Annotated in this window: 17 protein-coding genes; 14 read left to right on the top strand and 3 right to left on the bottom strand. The window is 67.2% G+C overall.

The genetic code is table 11. The features are described 5' to 3' along the window. The first annotated feature begins 45 nt into the window (after nucleotides 1–45). Complete coding sequence (dapD, locus tag ACGF3J_RS28310; protein WP_122614846.1) at nucleotides 46–1035, top strand: 2,3,4,5-tetrahydropyridine-2,6-dicarboxylate N-succinyltransferase; 990 nt, start codon at nucleotides 46–48, stop codon at nucleotides 1033–1035. A gap of 214 nt (nucleotides 1036–1249) precedes the next feature. Here the strand turns inward: dapD and ACGF3J_RS28315 are convergent, their stop codons facing one another. Beyond that, nucleotides 1250–2155 carry a hypothetical protein gene (locus ACGF3J_RS28315; RefSeq protein ID WP_161330766.1) on the bottom strand — a complete coding sequence of 302 codons (906 nt, stop codon included), beginning with the start codon at nucleotides 2153–2155 and terminating at the stop codon, nucleotides 1250–1252. 171 nt (nucleotides 2156–2326) lie between these two features. On the opposite strand from ACGF3J_RS28315, the gene ACGF3J_RS28320 reads away from it, so the two are divergent. Together ACGF3J_RS28320 and ACGF3J_RS28325 are read left to right on the top strand one after the other, a co-directional pair. Next, nucleotides 2327–3217, top strand: coding sequence for a hypothetical protein (locus tag ACGF3J_RS28320; RefSeq protein ID WP_161330765.1), 891 nt, complete (start codon nucleotides 2327–2329; stop codon nucleotides 3215–3217). A gap of 408 nt (nucleotides 3218–3625) precedes the next feature. Continuing rightward, nucleotides 3626–4555 (top strand): HDIG domain-containing metalloprotein, encoded by a 930-nt coding sequence (locus tag ACGF3J_RS28325; RefSeq protein ID WP_346346099.1) that lies wholly within the window; start codon nucleotides 3626–3628, stop codon nucleotides 4553–4555. Here ACGF3J_RS28325 and ACGF3J_RS28330 read toward each other — a convergent pair. Both ACGF3J_RS28330 and ACGF3J_RS28335 read right to left on the bottom strand, forming a co-directional pair. Then, a complete protein-coding gene (locus tag ACGF3J_RS28330; protein WP_161328588.1) occupies nucleotides 4543–5013 on the bottom strand; it encodes an NUDIX hydrolase in 471 nt (156 codons plus the stop codon). The two genes, ACGF3J_RS28325 and ACGF3J_RS28330, sit on opposite strands and share 13 nt — an antisense overlap. Nucleotides 5014–5064: 51 nt before the next feature. Beyond that, nucleotides 5065–5796: an XRE family transcriptional regulator gene (locus ACGF3J_RS28335; RefSeq protein ID WP_114531877.1), complete on the bottom strand. Its 732-nt coding sequence runs from the start codon at nucleotides 5794–5796 to the stop codon at nucleotides 5065–5067. 154 nt (nucleotides 5797–5950) lie between these two features. Between ACGF3J_RS28335 and ACGF3J_RS28340 the strand changes: the two genes are divergently transcribed. From ACGF3J_RS28340 to ACGF3J_RS28390, 11 genes are all read left to right on the top strand, one after another. Continuing rightward, complete coding sequence (locus ACGF3J_RS28340; RefSeq protein ID WP_161328589.1) at nucleotides 5951–6307, top strand: hypothetical protein; 357 nt, start codon at nucleotides 5951–5953, stop codon at nucleotides 6305–6307. 2 nt (nucleotides 6308–6309) lie between these two features. Continuing rightward, the gene (locus tag ACGF3J_RS28345; RefSeq protein ID WP_161328590.1) at nucleotides 6310–7665 is read left to right on the top strand and encodes an FtsK/SpoIIIE domain-containing protein; all 1356 of its coding nucleotides are present in this window, start codon (nucleotides 6310–6312) and stop codon (nucleotides 7663–7665) included. Nucleotides 7666–7709: 44 nt separating this feature from the next. After that, complete coding sequence (locus tag ACGF3J_RS28350) at nucleotides 7710–8375, top strand: DUF2637 domain-containing protein (protein ID WP_161328591.1); 666 nt, start codon at nucleotides 7710–7712, stop codon at nucleotides 8373–8375. A gap of 21 nt (nucleotides 8376–8396) precedes the next feature. After that, entirely contained in the window at nucleotides 8397–8588 is a 192-nt protein-coding gene (locus tag ACGF3J_RS28355; RefSeq protein ID WP_007387681.1) for a mobile element transfer protein, read from the top strand. 12 nt (nucleotides 8589–8600) lie between these two features. Beyond that, on the top strand, nucleotides 8601–8756 hold the full coding sequence (locus ACGF3J_RS28360) for a hypothetical protein (protein ID WP_114531874.1): 156 nt from the start codon (nucleotides 8601–8603) through the stop codon (nucleotides 8754–8756). Nucleotides 8757–8779: 23 nt separating this feature from the next. Continuing rightward, a complete protein-coding gene (locus ACGF3J_RS28365) occupies nucleotides 8780–9097 on the top strand; it encodes a hypothetical protein (protein ID WP_064727269.1) in 318 nt (105 codons plus the stop codon). A gap of 88 nt (nucleotides 9098–9185) precedes the next feature. Then, nucleotides 9186–9383 carry a hypothetical protein gene (locus ACGF3J_RS28370; protein ID WP_161328592.1) on the top strand — a complete coding sequence of 66 codons (198 nt, stop codon included), beginning with the start codon at nucleotides 9186–9188 and terminating at the stop codon, nucleotides 9381–9383. Then, entirely contained in the window at nucleotides 9380–10765 is a 1386-nt protein-coding gene (gene repSA / locus ACGF3J_RS28375) for a replication initiator protein RepSA (RefSeq protein WP_161328593.1), read from the top strand. Before ACGF3J_RS28370 ends, repSA begins: the two co-directional genes overlap by 4 nt. 2 nt (nucleotides 10766–10767) lie before the next feature. Then, entirely contained in the window at nucleotides 10768–10968 is a 201-nt protein-coding gene (locus tag ACGF3J_RS28380; RefSeq protein ID WP_064727266.1) for an AlpA family transcriptional regulator, read from the top strand. After that, on the top strand, nucleotides 10968–12248 hold the full coding sequence (locus ACGF3J_RS28385) for a tyrosine-type recombinase/integrase (RefSeq protein ID WP_393855022.1): 1281 nt from the start codon (nucleotides 10968–10970) through the stop codon (nucleotides 12246–12248). The genes ACGF3J_RS28380 and ACGF3J_RS28385 overlap by 1 nt, the downstream gene beginning before the upstream one ends. 141 nt (nucleotides 12249–12389) lie before the next feature. Beyond that, complete coding sequence (locus ACGF3J_RS28390; protein ID WP_161328594.1) at nucleotides 12390–13448, top strand: hypothetical protein; 1059 nt, start codon at nucleotides 12390–12392, stop codon at nucleotides 13446–13448. Nucleotides 13449–13516 lie beyond the last annotated feature (68 nt).

The raw sequence follows: 13516 nt of genomic DNA on the forward strand, positions 1-13516 counted from the left end.
GGGGTCGGCTCGCATCGGTGGGCGGCGGCCGGTTAGGTTGCCCTCATGACCGACACGACTGCTCCCCGCACCACCGGCGCCGTGGCCGCCGGGCTTGCCACCATCGCCGCCGACGGCACCGTCCTCGACACCTGGTTCCCGGCCCCCGAACTGTCCGCCGAGCCGGGCCCGTCCGGCACCCAGCGCCTCACGGCCGAACAGGCCGCCGACCTTCTCGGCGCCGGCGCGACCGCCGCGGTCGGTCCGGACGCCCGCCGCGGCGTCGAGGTGGTCGCGGTCCGTACGGTCATCTCCTCGCTGGACGAGAAGCCGGTCGACACGCACGACGTCTACCTGCGCCTGCACCTGCTCTCCCACCGCCTGGTCAAGCCGCACGGCCAGAGCCTGGACGGCATCTTCGCCCACCTCGCCAACGTCGCCTGGACCTCGCTGGGCCCGGTCGCCGTCGACGACGTCGAGAAGGTCCGCCTCAACGCCCGCGCCGAGGGCCTGCACCTCCAGGTGACCTCGATCGACAAGTTCCCGCGCATGACGGACTACGTCGCCCCCAAGGGCGTGCGCATCGCCGACGCCGACCGCGTCCGCCTCGGCGCGCACCTCTCCGAGGGCACGACCGTGATGCACGAGGGCTTCGTCAACTTCAACGCGGGCACGCTGGGCACCTCGATGGTCGAGGGCCGCATCTCCGCCGGCGTCGTCGTCGGCGACGGCTCCGACATCGGCGGCGGCGCCTCCACCATGGGCACCCTCTCCGGCGGCGGCAACGTCCGCATCGTCATCGGCGAGCGCTGCCTGGTCGGCGCCGAGGCGGGCGTGGGCATCGCGCTCGGCGACGAGTGCGTGGTCGAGGCCGGCCTCTACGTCACCGCGGGCACCCGCGTGACGATGCCCGACGGCCAGGTCGTCAAGGCCCGCGAACTCTCCGGCGCCTCCAACATCCTCTTCCGCCGCAACTCGGTCACGGGCACGGTCGAGGCCCGCCCGAACAACGCGGTGTGGGGCGGCCTGAACGAGATCCTGCACAGCCACAACTGATCACGCGCGGCCGTGACCTGCGGCCGCCTTACCGATCAATGCCCTGACCTGCTGCTGAGCTGTCGGTAGCTGTCGACGTTGGTCAACACTGAGCGCCCTTCCACGGCCCTAGGACGGCCCGGGGGAGGGCGCTTTGACTGTGACGACGTCGTTAGCTGGGAGTGAGTGTCCAGTCCGGCTGGTCACTCGCATTCAGTCCGTACGTGACCAAGCGTCATCCTGCGATTGCGCTCGATGCCTGTTCACCAAGGGCCATCACCATGCCGCCTAGAGCGGATCCCGCAGCAGGTGCAATGGCTTCCACGAGCCGATCAGTCAATCGGCGAAGGCGCCCGCGATCCGGCGTCTCGCCCGTGGCTTCCGCCTCCAGGTCCTGTGCGATTTGCTCGACCTCGACTTGCTGATCCTCCTCCAGGCCATAGGAGGAAATGCCCTGGCGAGCAACATTGGCGAAGTGAGTGATCCGAGCCAGAACCTCAGGGTCGATGCCTGACGTACTGTTTTGAGTGAAGTCACCGGACTGAGTCCCGACAACGACATTCTGTGATCCGTCAATTCTGACGTTAAACGTTGGACCGGTGGCGGGTGGCGGATTAAGGAAATCTGACACAGTCTTCTCGCTTTCTGCGCAGTCAACGCCTTTGGGTGTTAGAAACGGTCGAAATAGGTGTCTACTTTGGTCGACCTGCACGCCGTCGACGAGCCGGGCCGTCAATACATATGAAATAGCCTGCAAAAGCTCCCGGTCCTCGAAGGGGCGTCCCATGTGTAGGTTGTGACCCGAAGTGTGGAAGTCTTCCGTACTCTCTGGGTGAGTGTCTTCAAGGTAGTGATCGTAAAGCCAATGAATCAATGCAAGGCGTAGTGCGTTCATCCTGGCCGGACCGTTACGTCTCTTCGCACGCAATTCAGATACAAAATTGAGACCGAAAGCCGTTATTTTGTAATCATCGGCAATAGAGGCCAACTTGATCAAATCAGCATTTTGCAACCGGCGTGCAATGGCGCCCCATCGTTCGCGCTCGAATGTGGACCAGACATCTACTGACTCATCAAGATCGCCGTCTGCCTGATCGTACACGTACTCCAGGAGTTCTAGATCTTCCTTACTAAGGGACATGTAGTGGACTGTACCGCGCCTCTTGTAGACATCTGGCGCCGTTGCCGTTCCGTGACATGGCGATCTCGCAGAGGATGCAGTTCAAGCGAAAACTCTGGCCAAGGCTTGACAGGTCACGGTCTGGTGGGTCTGAGTATGGTCCAAACCCCTACGGTCTACTGTGGAGATGGCATGTCCAACCAGATGGGCAGAGCGAGCGTGCGTGAGTACCTGTACGTCGACACACCCAGGGTGAGGACGCTGCTCGCCCAGCTTTCCTCTGGTCTCCCTGAAGAGCGGAAGTCTGAGCAGACTAAGAAATGGACTGCTTCACTAACGGATCTCGGCGGTCCGCAACATGACGAGGGTGTACGTGAACAAGAGGTGCGATCTCTTGCTGACCTTCACGTTGCAATGCTTGAAGAAGCCGCCCAGTACGCTGACATGCTGTTAGATGTTAGCGAGGTTTCAAAAAAGGCGAAGAACTGGAATCGCGGACGCATTCATAAGGCGCTTAATCCTGGGTCGTTGATCAGGGTCACGGCTCCAACTTCCATCATTTACCCAGCCTCTTTCGCGGCATCGGCTACGGCGATGGACTCCCTGAGTGAAGATGATAGTTTTTCTCAAGACGTCACTAAGATTGTTCGAGCAATGTACGGCGATCACCTGACTCTCCGGGTTTATCCTTGCGGTGAAGATGACTGGGAATGCCAGTATTCTGGTGTAATTTCTGATCCTGGAGGATATCTCTCTGGCGAGAAAGCGGTGCTATTTTCACGTCTGGGGGCGGACCCGCAGGAGTGGACGACGATTGCGTCGATCAGTAGGGTTCCAGAGCGGGATCATGCGGCGCCTACCGTTCGGCTGGAACGGGTAGTTCAAACCTTGCAGGGTGTACTTGAGCGCGAGGAGATGAGCCGTCGAGTTCTGGAGAAAATGATTCAGGAATCCAGTAGGGCTATGGAGGGAATGGGGCTGAGTGAAGCTCCCGTGTGGCCAGCCGTAGCCGTTATCCCGATTGCGGTATATCGCCAGATCAGGCCGTCGATTATTACGCCTGATCTGGAATTGGACGACTGACACGGTCGAGTCTCACTAAGGTCGGCGGAGCGGCTTTGGGCTGGAGCTGCTTTGGGGCGAGTGATCTTGGCCCCGTAAGCTGATGGCGAGTCGGGCAGTCTGTGGACCTGCCCGTTAAAGCACGACGTTGAAGCCAAGATCTTAGAGGCTCGCTCCAAAGTGGCTGCCTAAAGCCGTGGAGCCGACCGCCCCAGCCACAGAGGGTGTCTCCCCACCTTCATGCCCGCAGCCGCCGAGCGCGCCGCCGGGCGCGGCCAGCCGGGGCGAAGACAGGAGGCGGGCCGCGCCGTAGAGGCGGCGCGCGCCCGCGCCGTGCGCGGGCCTTGATGGAGTAGGGAAACTTCTACCGCGCCCCATGATCGATCGTGGTCTGTCGGCTCGCCGCTCCTCTCGGCTACCGTTCCATACATGCCTTCTGCACTGGATACGCCTCGGGGAGCGGCCGAACTCTCCGAGTCTCTGCTTCCCCAGCTCGGGAACCGCTGGTTGCACACTCAGGCGGTGGCGGCTCGGGCTCAAGAGGCCATCGCGGCTGTGTCGAAGGCTGATCGGGATCTCCTCGTCGCCGCTGCGTGGCTGCATGACATCGGCTACGCCCCCGAGTTGCGTGACACCGGATTCCATCCCCTCGATGGTGCTCGTCACCTGGAATCGCTGGGTGCGCCGGCACGTCTCGTGGCGTTGGTCGCCCACCACTCCGGAGCCGTGTACGAAGCGGAGCAGCGCTGCCTCTCGGAGGAGCTGGCCGTCTACGAGCGGGAGGACTCTGCCGTCCTCGACGCATTGATCTTCGCTGACATGACCACGGGCCCCGCCGGGCAGTCCTTCGACTTCGACCAGCGGATCGATGAGATCCTCGTCCGTTACGAGCCGGGCAGCGAAGTGCACAACGCGATCAGCAAGGCGCGACCGTACCTCGGTGCGGCCGTCGAGCGCACCAAGCGACGAATGAGGGCGTTCACGTCACTGCCGCCGAGCCAACGGGCGTTCATCGATGGAAGCCGTTGGTGGCCTCCGACGCTCTTCGCTGTTGAGCACCAGGACGTGGAACTGCTGGCTCGGCTGCTCGACGCGGGCGCAGACCCTGACGAAGGCAACGGTGCGACTCCCCTGACGCACGCGGTGGAGACGGAAGGCGATTCGGCGCTGCAAAGTGGTGATCCGCTCACCGTGGCAACAACGGCTGTGCTCCTCGCGTACGGTGCCGACCCGGACCTGCCCGATGCGACTGGCGAGACTCCGCTTCAGGTCGCCGAGCGCTACAACCACGCTCCTGCCATCCGGTTGCTGCGCCGGTATCTGCCGGGGGATCGCTCGGGGAAGCGTCAGCCGATATAGGGCTCGGACCGTTCAGTCAGACCGTGATCGATCCGCATCCGCATCGACGGGTGGATGTTCAGGCTGTCGAGTCGGCTCGGGTCCACGAACGCCACCTCCTTGCTCTCGCTGCTCGTGCGCAGCTCGCCGCCGACGATGCGGGCCCGGAAGCAGATCGAGAACTGCTGGCGGACCTCGCCGTCGTCGTACGCCATGACGTGAGCCGGGTTGGTGTAGATGCCGACCAGGCTCGTCACCTCGACGTCGAAGCCGGTCTCTTCCTTCGTCTCCCGTACGGCGGCGTCCGGGGCTGACTCGCCCACGTCGACTCCACCGCCGGGCAGGGCCCAGAGGTTGTTGTCGGTCTTGTGGATGAGCAGGACTTCCCCGGCCTCGTTGACCGCCACCGCGGTTACTGACGGGACGATGCTGTTCGCCTTCGGGGCGTCCGGGTCGTTGAAGTAGTCGATGCGGGCCATGGGTCAAGCCTCGCATGTCCGGGGGCCGGTGGCGGTTGTGCCGGCATACCCCTACGCGGGACCTCCGCGCTCCCAGGCGTAGTCGAAGCTGCGCATGTAGTGCCGGAACGTCCGGGCTCCCGGGATGTACCGGAAGTGCAGGACCGGGTTCTGTCCGGCCGGTGCTCCGAGCACGTGCGGGTTCACCAACACGTCGTCATCGAACCGGTAGATCGAGTTGTAGAGGATCGTGTCGTGCAAGCGGACCTCGACGCCGGGCGTCGTCATCGCCGGTTCGAGGTAGCGACGTGTGATGCGGGCGCGTGCGGCCAGGTCGCCGCCGATGCCCTCCTCTTCACCGCGCTGGCGGACCATTTCGGAGTCGGGGTCTCCCAGGAGGATCCGGATCTGTGCTCCGGCCTTGGCCTTCTCCGCCAACTGGTCGGGTAGGTCCGGGTGGCTGTCGAAGAGGAACAGTCCCGCGTACACGAGGACGTCTACCTGGTCCTTCGCCTTCTCGATCAGCGACGACCACAGGGCGGTTGGCACGGCTCCCCGGTGCGGGTAGTACGTGATCAGTTCTGACGTGCTCGCGGTCTCCGCCTGCTTCTGCACGCTGGGCCAGATGTAGACCTCATCGACGCCGAGGAAGCTCGCGGCCTTCCAGCGGTGTCCCCGGTGCGGTGTGCGGTCCGTCGTGATCCACCGTTCCACGCTCTTGGGGTCCACTCCGACGTGCTGAGCCACAGACTGGATCGTCTCGCCCTTTGCTGAAATCGCCGCGCGCAGACGCTCGTTCGCCATGACGTGTCCTCCCCTGGGACGCCGTAGGGACGTTTTGACGATAGCTCAGACGTCCCTAAACGTCCATACGGACCGTGATGCGTCCACTACCTCTCGCGGTCTCCTGATCTCACCGCGCCGCATTGCGGCTCATACGAGAACAGGAGCACAGACGATGCGTCAGATCCCCGTCGAGACCTCCACCGCCACCGTGATGGTGGCCCAGGCCCCCGAGCCGAAGATCCGTGACCGCCGTACCGGTGAGATCGCCACCGACGCCGAGACCGGCGCGACCCTGATGACCGTGAACGTGATGTTCGCCCTCAACGGCGACGTCGAGATCCTGAACGTTACCGTGCCGGAGACCGGCGTCTCCGGAGAGCTGACCATGGGCACCCCGGTCGCGCTCACGGGGTTGATCGCCCGGCCGTGGGAGAACGAGTTCAACGGCCAGAAGCGGCACGGCATCGCCTTCCGCGCGGTCGCCGTCACCTCGCTCGCCGCCGACACGTCGAAGTCGAAGGCGGCCTGACCGTGACGTCGCTCATCGTCCTGCTGGCGCTGGTCGCCGCCGCTGCGGGTCTCCTGCGGTGGCGGCGCCCCGCCTGGTTCTGGCTGACCTTCGGGGTCACCTTCGCGGCCCTGCGGGTCCTGGTCCGGTACGGCTCGGTCATGGACGCCTGCGGCCTGACGGTTCCCGCCGCACGCTGGCGCCTCGGCCTCGCCCGGATGACCAACCGGCCCGTTCCCGGCCCTCGGGCCCCGCGCATCCTCCGGGTGCGGCCGACCCGCACCGGCCTGGTGCTCCGGCTCAAGCTCCGGCCCGGTCAGGACGCCTTCGACGTGACCGCGTCGTGCGACCGGCTCCGGCACTCCTTCGCCATGTACGGCGTCACCTCTCGTGAACTGCGCTCCGGCGTGGTCGAAGTGCGCATGACCGGCTATGACGTGCTCAAGCGCGTGCAGATGCCCGCCCTCACCGACACCCGTCCGATGCGTGTCCCGGTGGCCCTGCGCGAGGACGGCTCCGTCCACTTCCGCGACTACCGCACGGTTCCGCACGCGCTGACCCTGGGTGCCACGGAGTCCGGCAAGTCGGTCTATCAGCGCAACCTCGTAGCGTCGCTGGCTTCACAGCGGGTCGCCCTCGTCGGCATCGACTGCAAGCAGGGCGTAGAGCTGTTCCCGCTGGCGCGTCGCTTCTCCGCGCTCGCCGACGACCCCGACTCCGCCGCCGAACTCCTCGAAGCGCTCGTGTCCCACATGGAGGACGTCTACCAGCTCATCCGTGCCGAGCAGCGCATCACCGCTGACGTGCCGGACGCCGAGATCGCCGCCGATATCTGGAACCTGCGCGAGGACCTGCGCCCGATACCCATCGTGGTCCTGGTCGACGAGGTGGCCGAACTCGCCCTCTTCGCGACCAAGGACGAGGAGAAGCGGCGGGACCGGATCATCACCGCGCTCGCCCGTCTCGCCCAGCTCGGCCGCGCGGCCGGCATCTATCTGGAGATCTGCGGACAGCGGTTCGGCTCCGAACTCGGCAAGGGCATCACGATGCTCCGTGCCCAGCTCACCGGCCGTACCGCACACCGCGTCAACGACGAGTCCAGCGCCAACATGGCCTTCGGCGACATTGCGCCGGATGCCGTGCTGGCCGCGATCCAGATCCCCACGGACACGCCGGGCGTCGCCGTCACGGGTGACTCCACGGGCGGCTGGGCCCGGATCCGTGCCCCGCACACCTCGCTGCGGAAGGCCGTGAACATCTGCAACCGGCACGCCGACCTGACCCCGGACGTCCCCGCTCTGGCTCCCTTCCGGCCCGCGCTCGGCGCTCCTGCCCCGGCCTTGGTGCCCGTCGTCGAGTCCGCTCCGGCTGCGGCCTGAGAGCGCCCTCTCCCTGGCCTGACCCTCGCGAAGGAGGTGACGACATGACCCGCTCGATTCGCCCGGACGCCGTTCTCGTTCAGGCCGTGATCGCCGGTGCCCTGTCCTTCGCCCACCTGCACGACCTCGCCGCCGCTGCCGGGCAGACCGGCTGGAAGGCATGGGCCTACCCGGTCAGTGTCGACCTGCTGTTGGTCGCCGCCTGGCGACGGCTGCGCAATGACGGGCCGTCCCGGCTGGCCTGGTGCTGGTTCCTGATCGCCCTGGTGGCCTCGCTCGGCGCGAACGTCGCCACGGCCGGGTTCCTCGACCTGGAGCACCCGCCCGCTCTCCTCCGGCTCGGCGTCGCCGGGTGGCCTGCCCTCGCCTTCCTCGGCGGCACGCTGCTCGCTCACGCTCCCAACTCCGGAAGCGAAGAGGGGCCGCCGGTCCCGTCGCCGTCCACGGCAGCCCCTGCCTCCGTCCCCAGCCCGGAGCCTGCTCCCGCTGCTGAGCCTGAGCCGATCGCGGCCGCTGAGGATGTGCCGGCACTACCAGCCGCTGATCCTGCTCCCGCAATGCCAGTCCCCGCGGCGCTGGTCGACCACGCCCGCAAGGTCGCCGCCGACCACGAGGAACGGACCGGCGCCCGCATCGACACCGACACGCTTCGCGCTCGCCTCGGTGTCCCCGCGCCCATGGCTGATGCCATCGCCGCCCAACTCGCCTGAACCGAGAGGAGATCACCCGTCATGCCTGCCCGCGACTTCTTCCACTCCGTGATGCGGATCGGACCGGTGCAGATTGGCACCCACCGTGACCGCCACGGCCAGACCAAGCACGCCGCCGTGTGCAGCTCCGACGGCTGCGGCTGGTCCGCCGACTACACCAGCCAGTCCGCCGCACAGCTCGCCGCCCGCACCCACCGCTGCAAGGTCCGCTAGGAGGCCATCGTCATGGACGTCCCGCTCTGGTTCGCCCTGCTGATCGTCGGAGTCCTCGGCGTCAAGCTCATCCGCCCGCCCTGGTGGCTGATCGGCGTGCTCCTGCTCGGCGGGTTCCTTCTCGCCGACAGCGTTTTCGCCCCCGCCGTCGACGGCTTCGTCAAGTAGTCCACCTCGAAGGGAGATCACCCATGCTGCGTCCCAAGGTCCCGACCAATCCCGCACCGACCGGCTTCGTCTCCTCCCCCACCGTCATCGAGCCGACCGCCGTCGTCCCGAGCGTCCAGGCCCCGCCGCCCGTCATGGCGGCTCCGGCGCCCGCTCGTCCCACGGTCCAGCTCACGCCCGGCTCCGTGCTCGCCCTCGTCGGTGGTGGGACCGCCGTGGTCCTCGTCGTCGGCGCCGTCCTCGTCTCGATGCTGCTCGCGGTCGCCATCACCGGCGCCTCGGTCGCCGTGTGCGCCGTCGTCCTGCGCTCGCTGCTCGCCTCCGAGTCCAAGCGGCGCTAAGCAGCCCCCGGAGCGGCCTCAACCGCCAAGTCTCGTCCGCTCCGGGCGCCTTCCCTGTCCGATCTCTCAACCGGAAGGAACCTCCATCATGACCGGCTCCGCCCCGGCCACCTCCGCATCCCCGCGGATCTGCCCGAACTGCGACGGCTTCGCCACCGCCGCCGTATCCTCCGGCGACCGCGACGCCTCCGGGCAACTGCCCACGCTCGCCGTCGACTGCCCGGCCTGCCACGGTGCCGGCACACTGCCCGCCTCCGTCGCCCAGTTCGCCGGGGGTCGCGCATGACCAACCCCGCGACCTTCGCGGGCCTGGACCCGGTCACCCTCTCCGACACGCTGAGGGTGGCCGGGTCTCCGGGCTTCGACCGCTGGCAGGACCAGGTCCGCCGCACCGGTGGCTGCGCCGATCCGGTCCACCTGTCGGGCTGGGTCATTCACAAGGACAAGACCACCGGCGAGACCCTGCACCACTACTCCACCGAGCATGAGCCGGGCGGACGTCTCCGAGTGGCCTGCGGCAACCGCCGTGCTTCTCGCTGCCCGTCGTGCGCCTGGACCTACGCGGGCGACACCTACCGTCTGATCCGCGCCGGGCTCGCCGGAGACGAGGACAAGGAGATACCTGCCACGGTCCGGAATCACCCCCGCGTCTTCGCCACGCTCACGGCGCCTTCGTTCGGCCCGGTCCACAACCGGCCCGATCACGGACGTTGCCGTTGCGGGACTCGGCACGCCTCGGACGACTCCGCCCTCGGTACCGCGCTGGATCCGGAGACGTACGACTACGCGGGCAGCGTCCTGTTCAACAACCATGCCGGGGACCTCTGGCAGCGGTTCACGAACCGTCTCCGGCGCGAGATCGCCGCCCGCGCGGGCCTGACGCAGCGCGAGCTGAAGGAGTGCGCTCGCCTCTCGTACGGCAAGGTCGCGGAGTTCCAGAAGCGGGGCGCCGTGCACTTCCACGCCGTGATCCGCATCGACGGGGCCGACGGACCAGACTCGGCGGCTCCGTCCTGGGCCAGCACGGAGCTGCTCAGTGATGCGATCAGGGCCGCCGCCGATCACTCGTACACGACCGTCAGTGTCCCCGCCTCGGGGGACCAGCCCGCCCGTACGTTCCGGTGGGGTCGCCAACTCGACGTCCGGCCGGTCAAGGCGTTCGGGGACGGCTCCGATCTCACAGAGCAGGCCGTGGCCTCGTACGTGGCGAAGTACGCGACCAAGGCCGCCGAGAACACCGGAACCCTCGATCGCCGGGTGGGCGAACTCGCCGAACTCGACCGTCACGACGTCCCGGACCACGCCCGGCGCCTGATCACCGCATGCCGTCACTTGGACGGGCTGTACCCGGACCGGCGCCTGTGGGCCTGGGCTCACATGCTCGGCTTCCGGGGGCACTTCTCCAGCAAGAGCCGCCGCTACTCGACCACGCTCGGCACCCTGCGACAGGCCCGTGCCGATTTCCGCGCCGCGCAGGAACGGGAAGCCCTCGCGCTCGAAGACCGCGAGCCTGACACCGTCCTCGTGCTGGCCGACTGGCAGTATGCCGGCCACGGCCACACCCCCGGTGAATCCGCCCTCGCCGCCACGATCGCCCGCGATCTGCAAGCCAACCGCGAGACCGCTCGCGAAGCTCTGGCAGAGCTGCACACCGAGGGGGAGTGGTGAGCATGCCGACTCGGCTGCCTGAGCGCTACCTCACGCCGGAAGACCTGGTCCAGCTCTTCGACCTGCCCAGCGTCGAGACCGTCTACCAGTGGCGCCGCAAGCGTCTGGGGCCCCGCGGCTTCCGGGTCGGTCGTCACCTGCGCTACGACCCGAAAGACGTGCAGAGCTGGGTGCAGTCCCGCATGGAAGGGGCTGCTGCCTGATGGCCGGACACGTGCAAGACCGCTGGTACAAGAACGTCCCCGGCCCGGACGGCAAGACCGTCAAGGTCAAGACCGAGCGGTACGGCGTCGGCCACCGCTACCGCGCCCGGTACATCGCGCCGGACGGCTCCGAGAAGTCGAAGAGCTTCCCGGACAAGCAGAAGCGCAAGGCTGACGCCTGGCTGTCCAACATCGAAGCCGACATGTCGCAAGGGCGATACATCGATCCGGCGGCCGGTGCGGTGACCTTCGGGCAGTACGCCAAGGAATGGATGGCGGGGCTCACGATCGACCCGGTGACCCGTGAGAGCGTCGAGATCCGGTTGCGGGTTCATGCCCTGCCGTACCTCGGTGACCGGCCCTTGGCGTCCTTCCGGCCCTCGCACCTCCGCGCCTGGATGCGCCAGCTGGAGGAGACCGGGCGGGCCGCCTCCTACCGGCGGTCCATCTTCGCCAACGTGTCCGCCGTCTTCACGGCCGCCGTGGAGGACCGGGTCATCGCCGAGAATCCGTGCCGGGCTCGCTCGGTGCGTGCGCCCTCGCTCGACGGTCGCAAGGTCAAGCCGTGGTCGGTCGACCGGGTCAAGGCCATGCACGAGGCGCTGCCGGACGTCTACCGGGAGATGGTGTCCCTCGGGGCGGGCTGCGGTCTCCGGCAGGGTGAGATCTTCGGCCTGGCGGTCGAAGACATCGACTTCCTGGGCGGGGTCCTCCGCGTCACCCGGCAGGTCAAGCTCATCCGTAGTGTCCAGGCGGTCTTCGGGCCGCCCAAGGGTGGCAAGGAGCGTTATGTGCCACTGCCGGAGTCGGTGGCCGCCGCGCTGGAAGCGCAGATCACCAAGCACCAGCCCGTGAACGTCACATTGCCGTGGAAGACCCTGGAGGGTCCGGCCGTCACGGCATCGCTGCTGTTCGTCAACCCGCGGCAGCAGTGGCTACACCGGTTCCGCTTCAACCGGGCCGTATGGCGTCCGGCGCTCGTCTCTGCCGGCATACCCCTCGGCCGCGAGAACGGCATGCACGCGCTGCGCCACTTCTACGCCTCCGTCCTCCTGGACGCGGGGGAGAGCATCAAGGCCCTGAGCGAGTACCTCGGTCACCACGACCCGAGCTTCACGCTTCGCACCTACACCCACCTCATGCCGAACAGCGAGGCTCGCACCCGTGCCGCCGTCGATCGCGTCCTTCGCGGCCCGAACCACCCCCAGGACGGCCCCGATACGGCCCACGGCCCGGGTCGTGCGTCTGACCTGGAGGGTGATCAGAACAGCCACAACTGACCCGCCCGGTCACCGGGCAGCGCCCCCGCGGACGGTCTCCGGGCCGTTCGGGAGGGCGCTCTCGTGGTTCTGGGGGAAGCGCCGTCCGGGGCCGGGGGCCTCTGGGAGGATGTGACGTCCGGTCACATGGGGGAGGGGTGCGTGAAGGAGGAGACGGGTTCCGGGGCGGATTGGACCGCCGCCTACTCGGCGGTGCGGAACACGTACGAGCGGTACTGCGAGAAGCTCCAGGATCTGCTCGCGCTGGTGCTGGAGACGTACGGCATCGAGTACGTGCAGATGGAGGGCAGGGCCAAGGACGTCGCGAGTTTCACGGAGAAGATCCAGCGGAAGGGCGGGAAGTACGACGATCCGCTGGCCGAGGTGACGGATCTGGCGGGGATCCGCATCATCGCGTACTACGTGGAGGACGTCGAAAGGATCGCGAGCATCATCCGGCAGGAGTTCTCCGTGCTGGAGGAGCACAGCGGTGACAAGCAGGCGGAGCTGGCGGACAACGAGTTCGGGTACGCGTCGTTCCATCTGGTTCTGGAGCTGGCGGAGACGAGGAGTTCGCTCCCCGAGTGGCGGGAGTTCGCCGGCCTCAAGGCGGAGGTCCAGGTGCGGACGGCGCTCCAGCACGCGTGGGCCGCGGTCAACCACAAGCTGGACTACAAGAAGTCCCAGGACAGCCCCAGGGAGTTGCGGCGGCGCCTGTTCCGGCTCAGTGCCCTCTTCGAGCTGGCGGACGAGGAGTTCTCGAAGATCAGGCTGGAGGGGGAGCGGATCTCCGCCGACTACGTCCGAGAGGTGCGCAGCGGCACCTACGACCTGGAGGTCAACGTCGACTCCGTGACGGCGTGGATCCGTGAGGATCCCCTGGTGGCGCGAGTGCGCCAGGTTGCCCACCGGATCGGCTGGCCGCTGCTCGGCGACTCCGACCCCGTACCGCCCGTGGACCGCAGGGATCTGGTGCACTTCCTGAACACGCAGGACATGACCCGCATCGGCGACCTGCGGGACGCCCTGGACCGGGGCGAAAACCTGATCGAGCCCGTCCTGAGACGGTTCATCGACGACGAGGAGGAACCGCACCCCACCTCCATGGAGGACCTGATGACCCAGTTCCTCCTCGTGTACAAGAAGGTCCCCGTGGAGGTCTGGAACGCCTACTACGAGCCCACGGAAGCGTTCTCGGCGGCGCGCGACCTGGTGCCGTAGGGGGGCGGTCGCCCGGTCGTGACCCCACGCGCCCCCGCACGTACGGATGACGGCCCGTGACCTTGCGG

It is taken from the genome of Streptomyces sp. NPDC048171 (assembly GCF_043202655.1).
Classification (GTDB): Bacteria; Actinomycetota; Actinomycetes; order Streptomycetales; family Streptomycetaceae; genus Streptomyces.

Bases quoted from the DNA above. Each gene is read 5' to 3' on its own strand.
- repSA (WP_161328593.1), top strand. From the start codon at position 9,380: ATGACCAACCCCGCGACCTTCGCGGGCCTGGACCCGGTCACCCTCTCC.
- ACGF3J_RS28360 (WP_114531874.1), top strand. From the start codon at position 8,601: ATGGACGTCCCGCTCTGGTTCGCCCTGCTGATCGTCGGAGTCCTCGGC.
- dapD (WP_122614846.1), top strand. From the start codon at position 46: ATGACCGACACGACTGCTCCCCGCACCACCGGCGCCGTGGCCGCCGGG.
- ACGF3J_RS28315 (WP_161330766.1), bottom strand. From the start codon at position 2,155: ATGTCCCTTAGTAAGGAAGATCTAGAACTCCTGGAGTACGTGTACGAT.
- ACGF3J_RS28330 (WP_161328588.1), bottom strand. From the start codon at position 5,013: ATGGCCCGCATCGACTACTTCAACGACCCGGACGCCCCGAAGGCGAAC.
- ACGF3J_RS28320 (WP_161330765.1), top strand. From the start codon at position 2,327: ATGTCCAACCAGATGGGCAGAGCGAGCGTGCGTGAGTACCTGTACGTC.
- ACGF3J_RS28370 (WP_161328592.1), top strand. From the start codon at position 9,186: ATGACCGGCTCCGCCCCGGCCACCTCCGCATCCCCGCGGATCTGCCCG.
- ACGF3J_RS28335 (WP_114531877.1), bottom strand. From the start codon at position 5,796: ATGGCGAACGAGCGTCTGCGCGCGGCGATTTCAGCAAAGGGCGAGACG.
- ACGF3J_RS28385 (WP_393855022.1), top strand. From the start codon at position 10,968: ATGGCCGGACACGTGCAAGACCGCTGGTACAAGAACGTCCCCGGCCCG.
- ACGF3J_RS28340 (WP_161328589.1), top strand. From the start codon at position 5,951: ATGCGTCAGATCCCCGTCGAGACCTCCACCGCCACCGTGATGGTGGCC.
- ACGF3J_RS28355 (WP_007387681.1), top strand. From the start codon at position 8,397: ATGCCTGCCCGCGACTTCTTCCACTCCGTGATGCGGATCGGACCGGTG.
- ACGF3J_RS28365 (WP_064727269.1), top strand. From the start codon at position 8,780: ATGCTGCGTCCCAAGGTCCCGACCAATCCCGCACCGACCGGCTTCGTC.
- ACGF3J_RS28350 (WP_161328591.1), top strand. From the start codon at position 7,710: ATGACCCGCTCGATTCGCCCGGACGCCGTTCTCGTTCAGGCCGTGATC.
- ACGF3J_RS28380 (WP_064727266.1), top strand. From the start codon at position 10,768: ATGCCGACTCGGCTGCCTGAGCGCTACCTCACGCCGGAAGACCTGGTC.
- ACGF3J_RS28325 (WP_346346099.1), top strand. From the start codon at position 3,626: ATGCCTTCTGCACTGGATACGCCTCGGGGAGCGGCCGAACTCTCCGAG.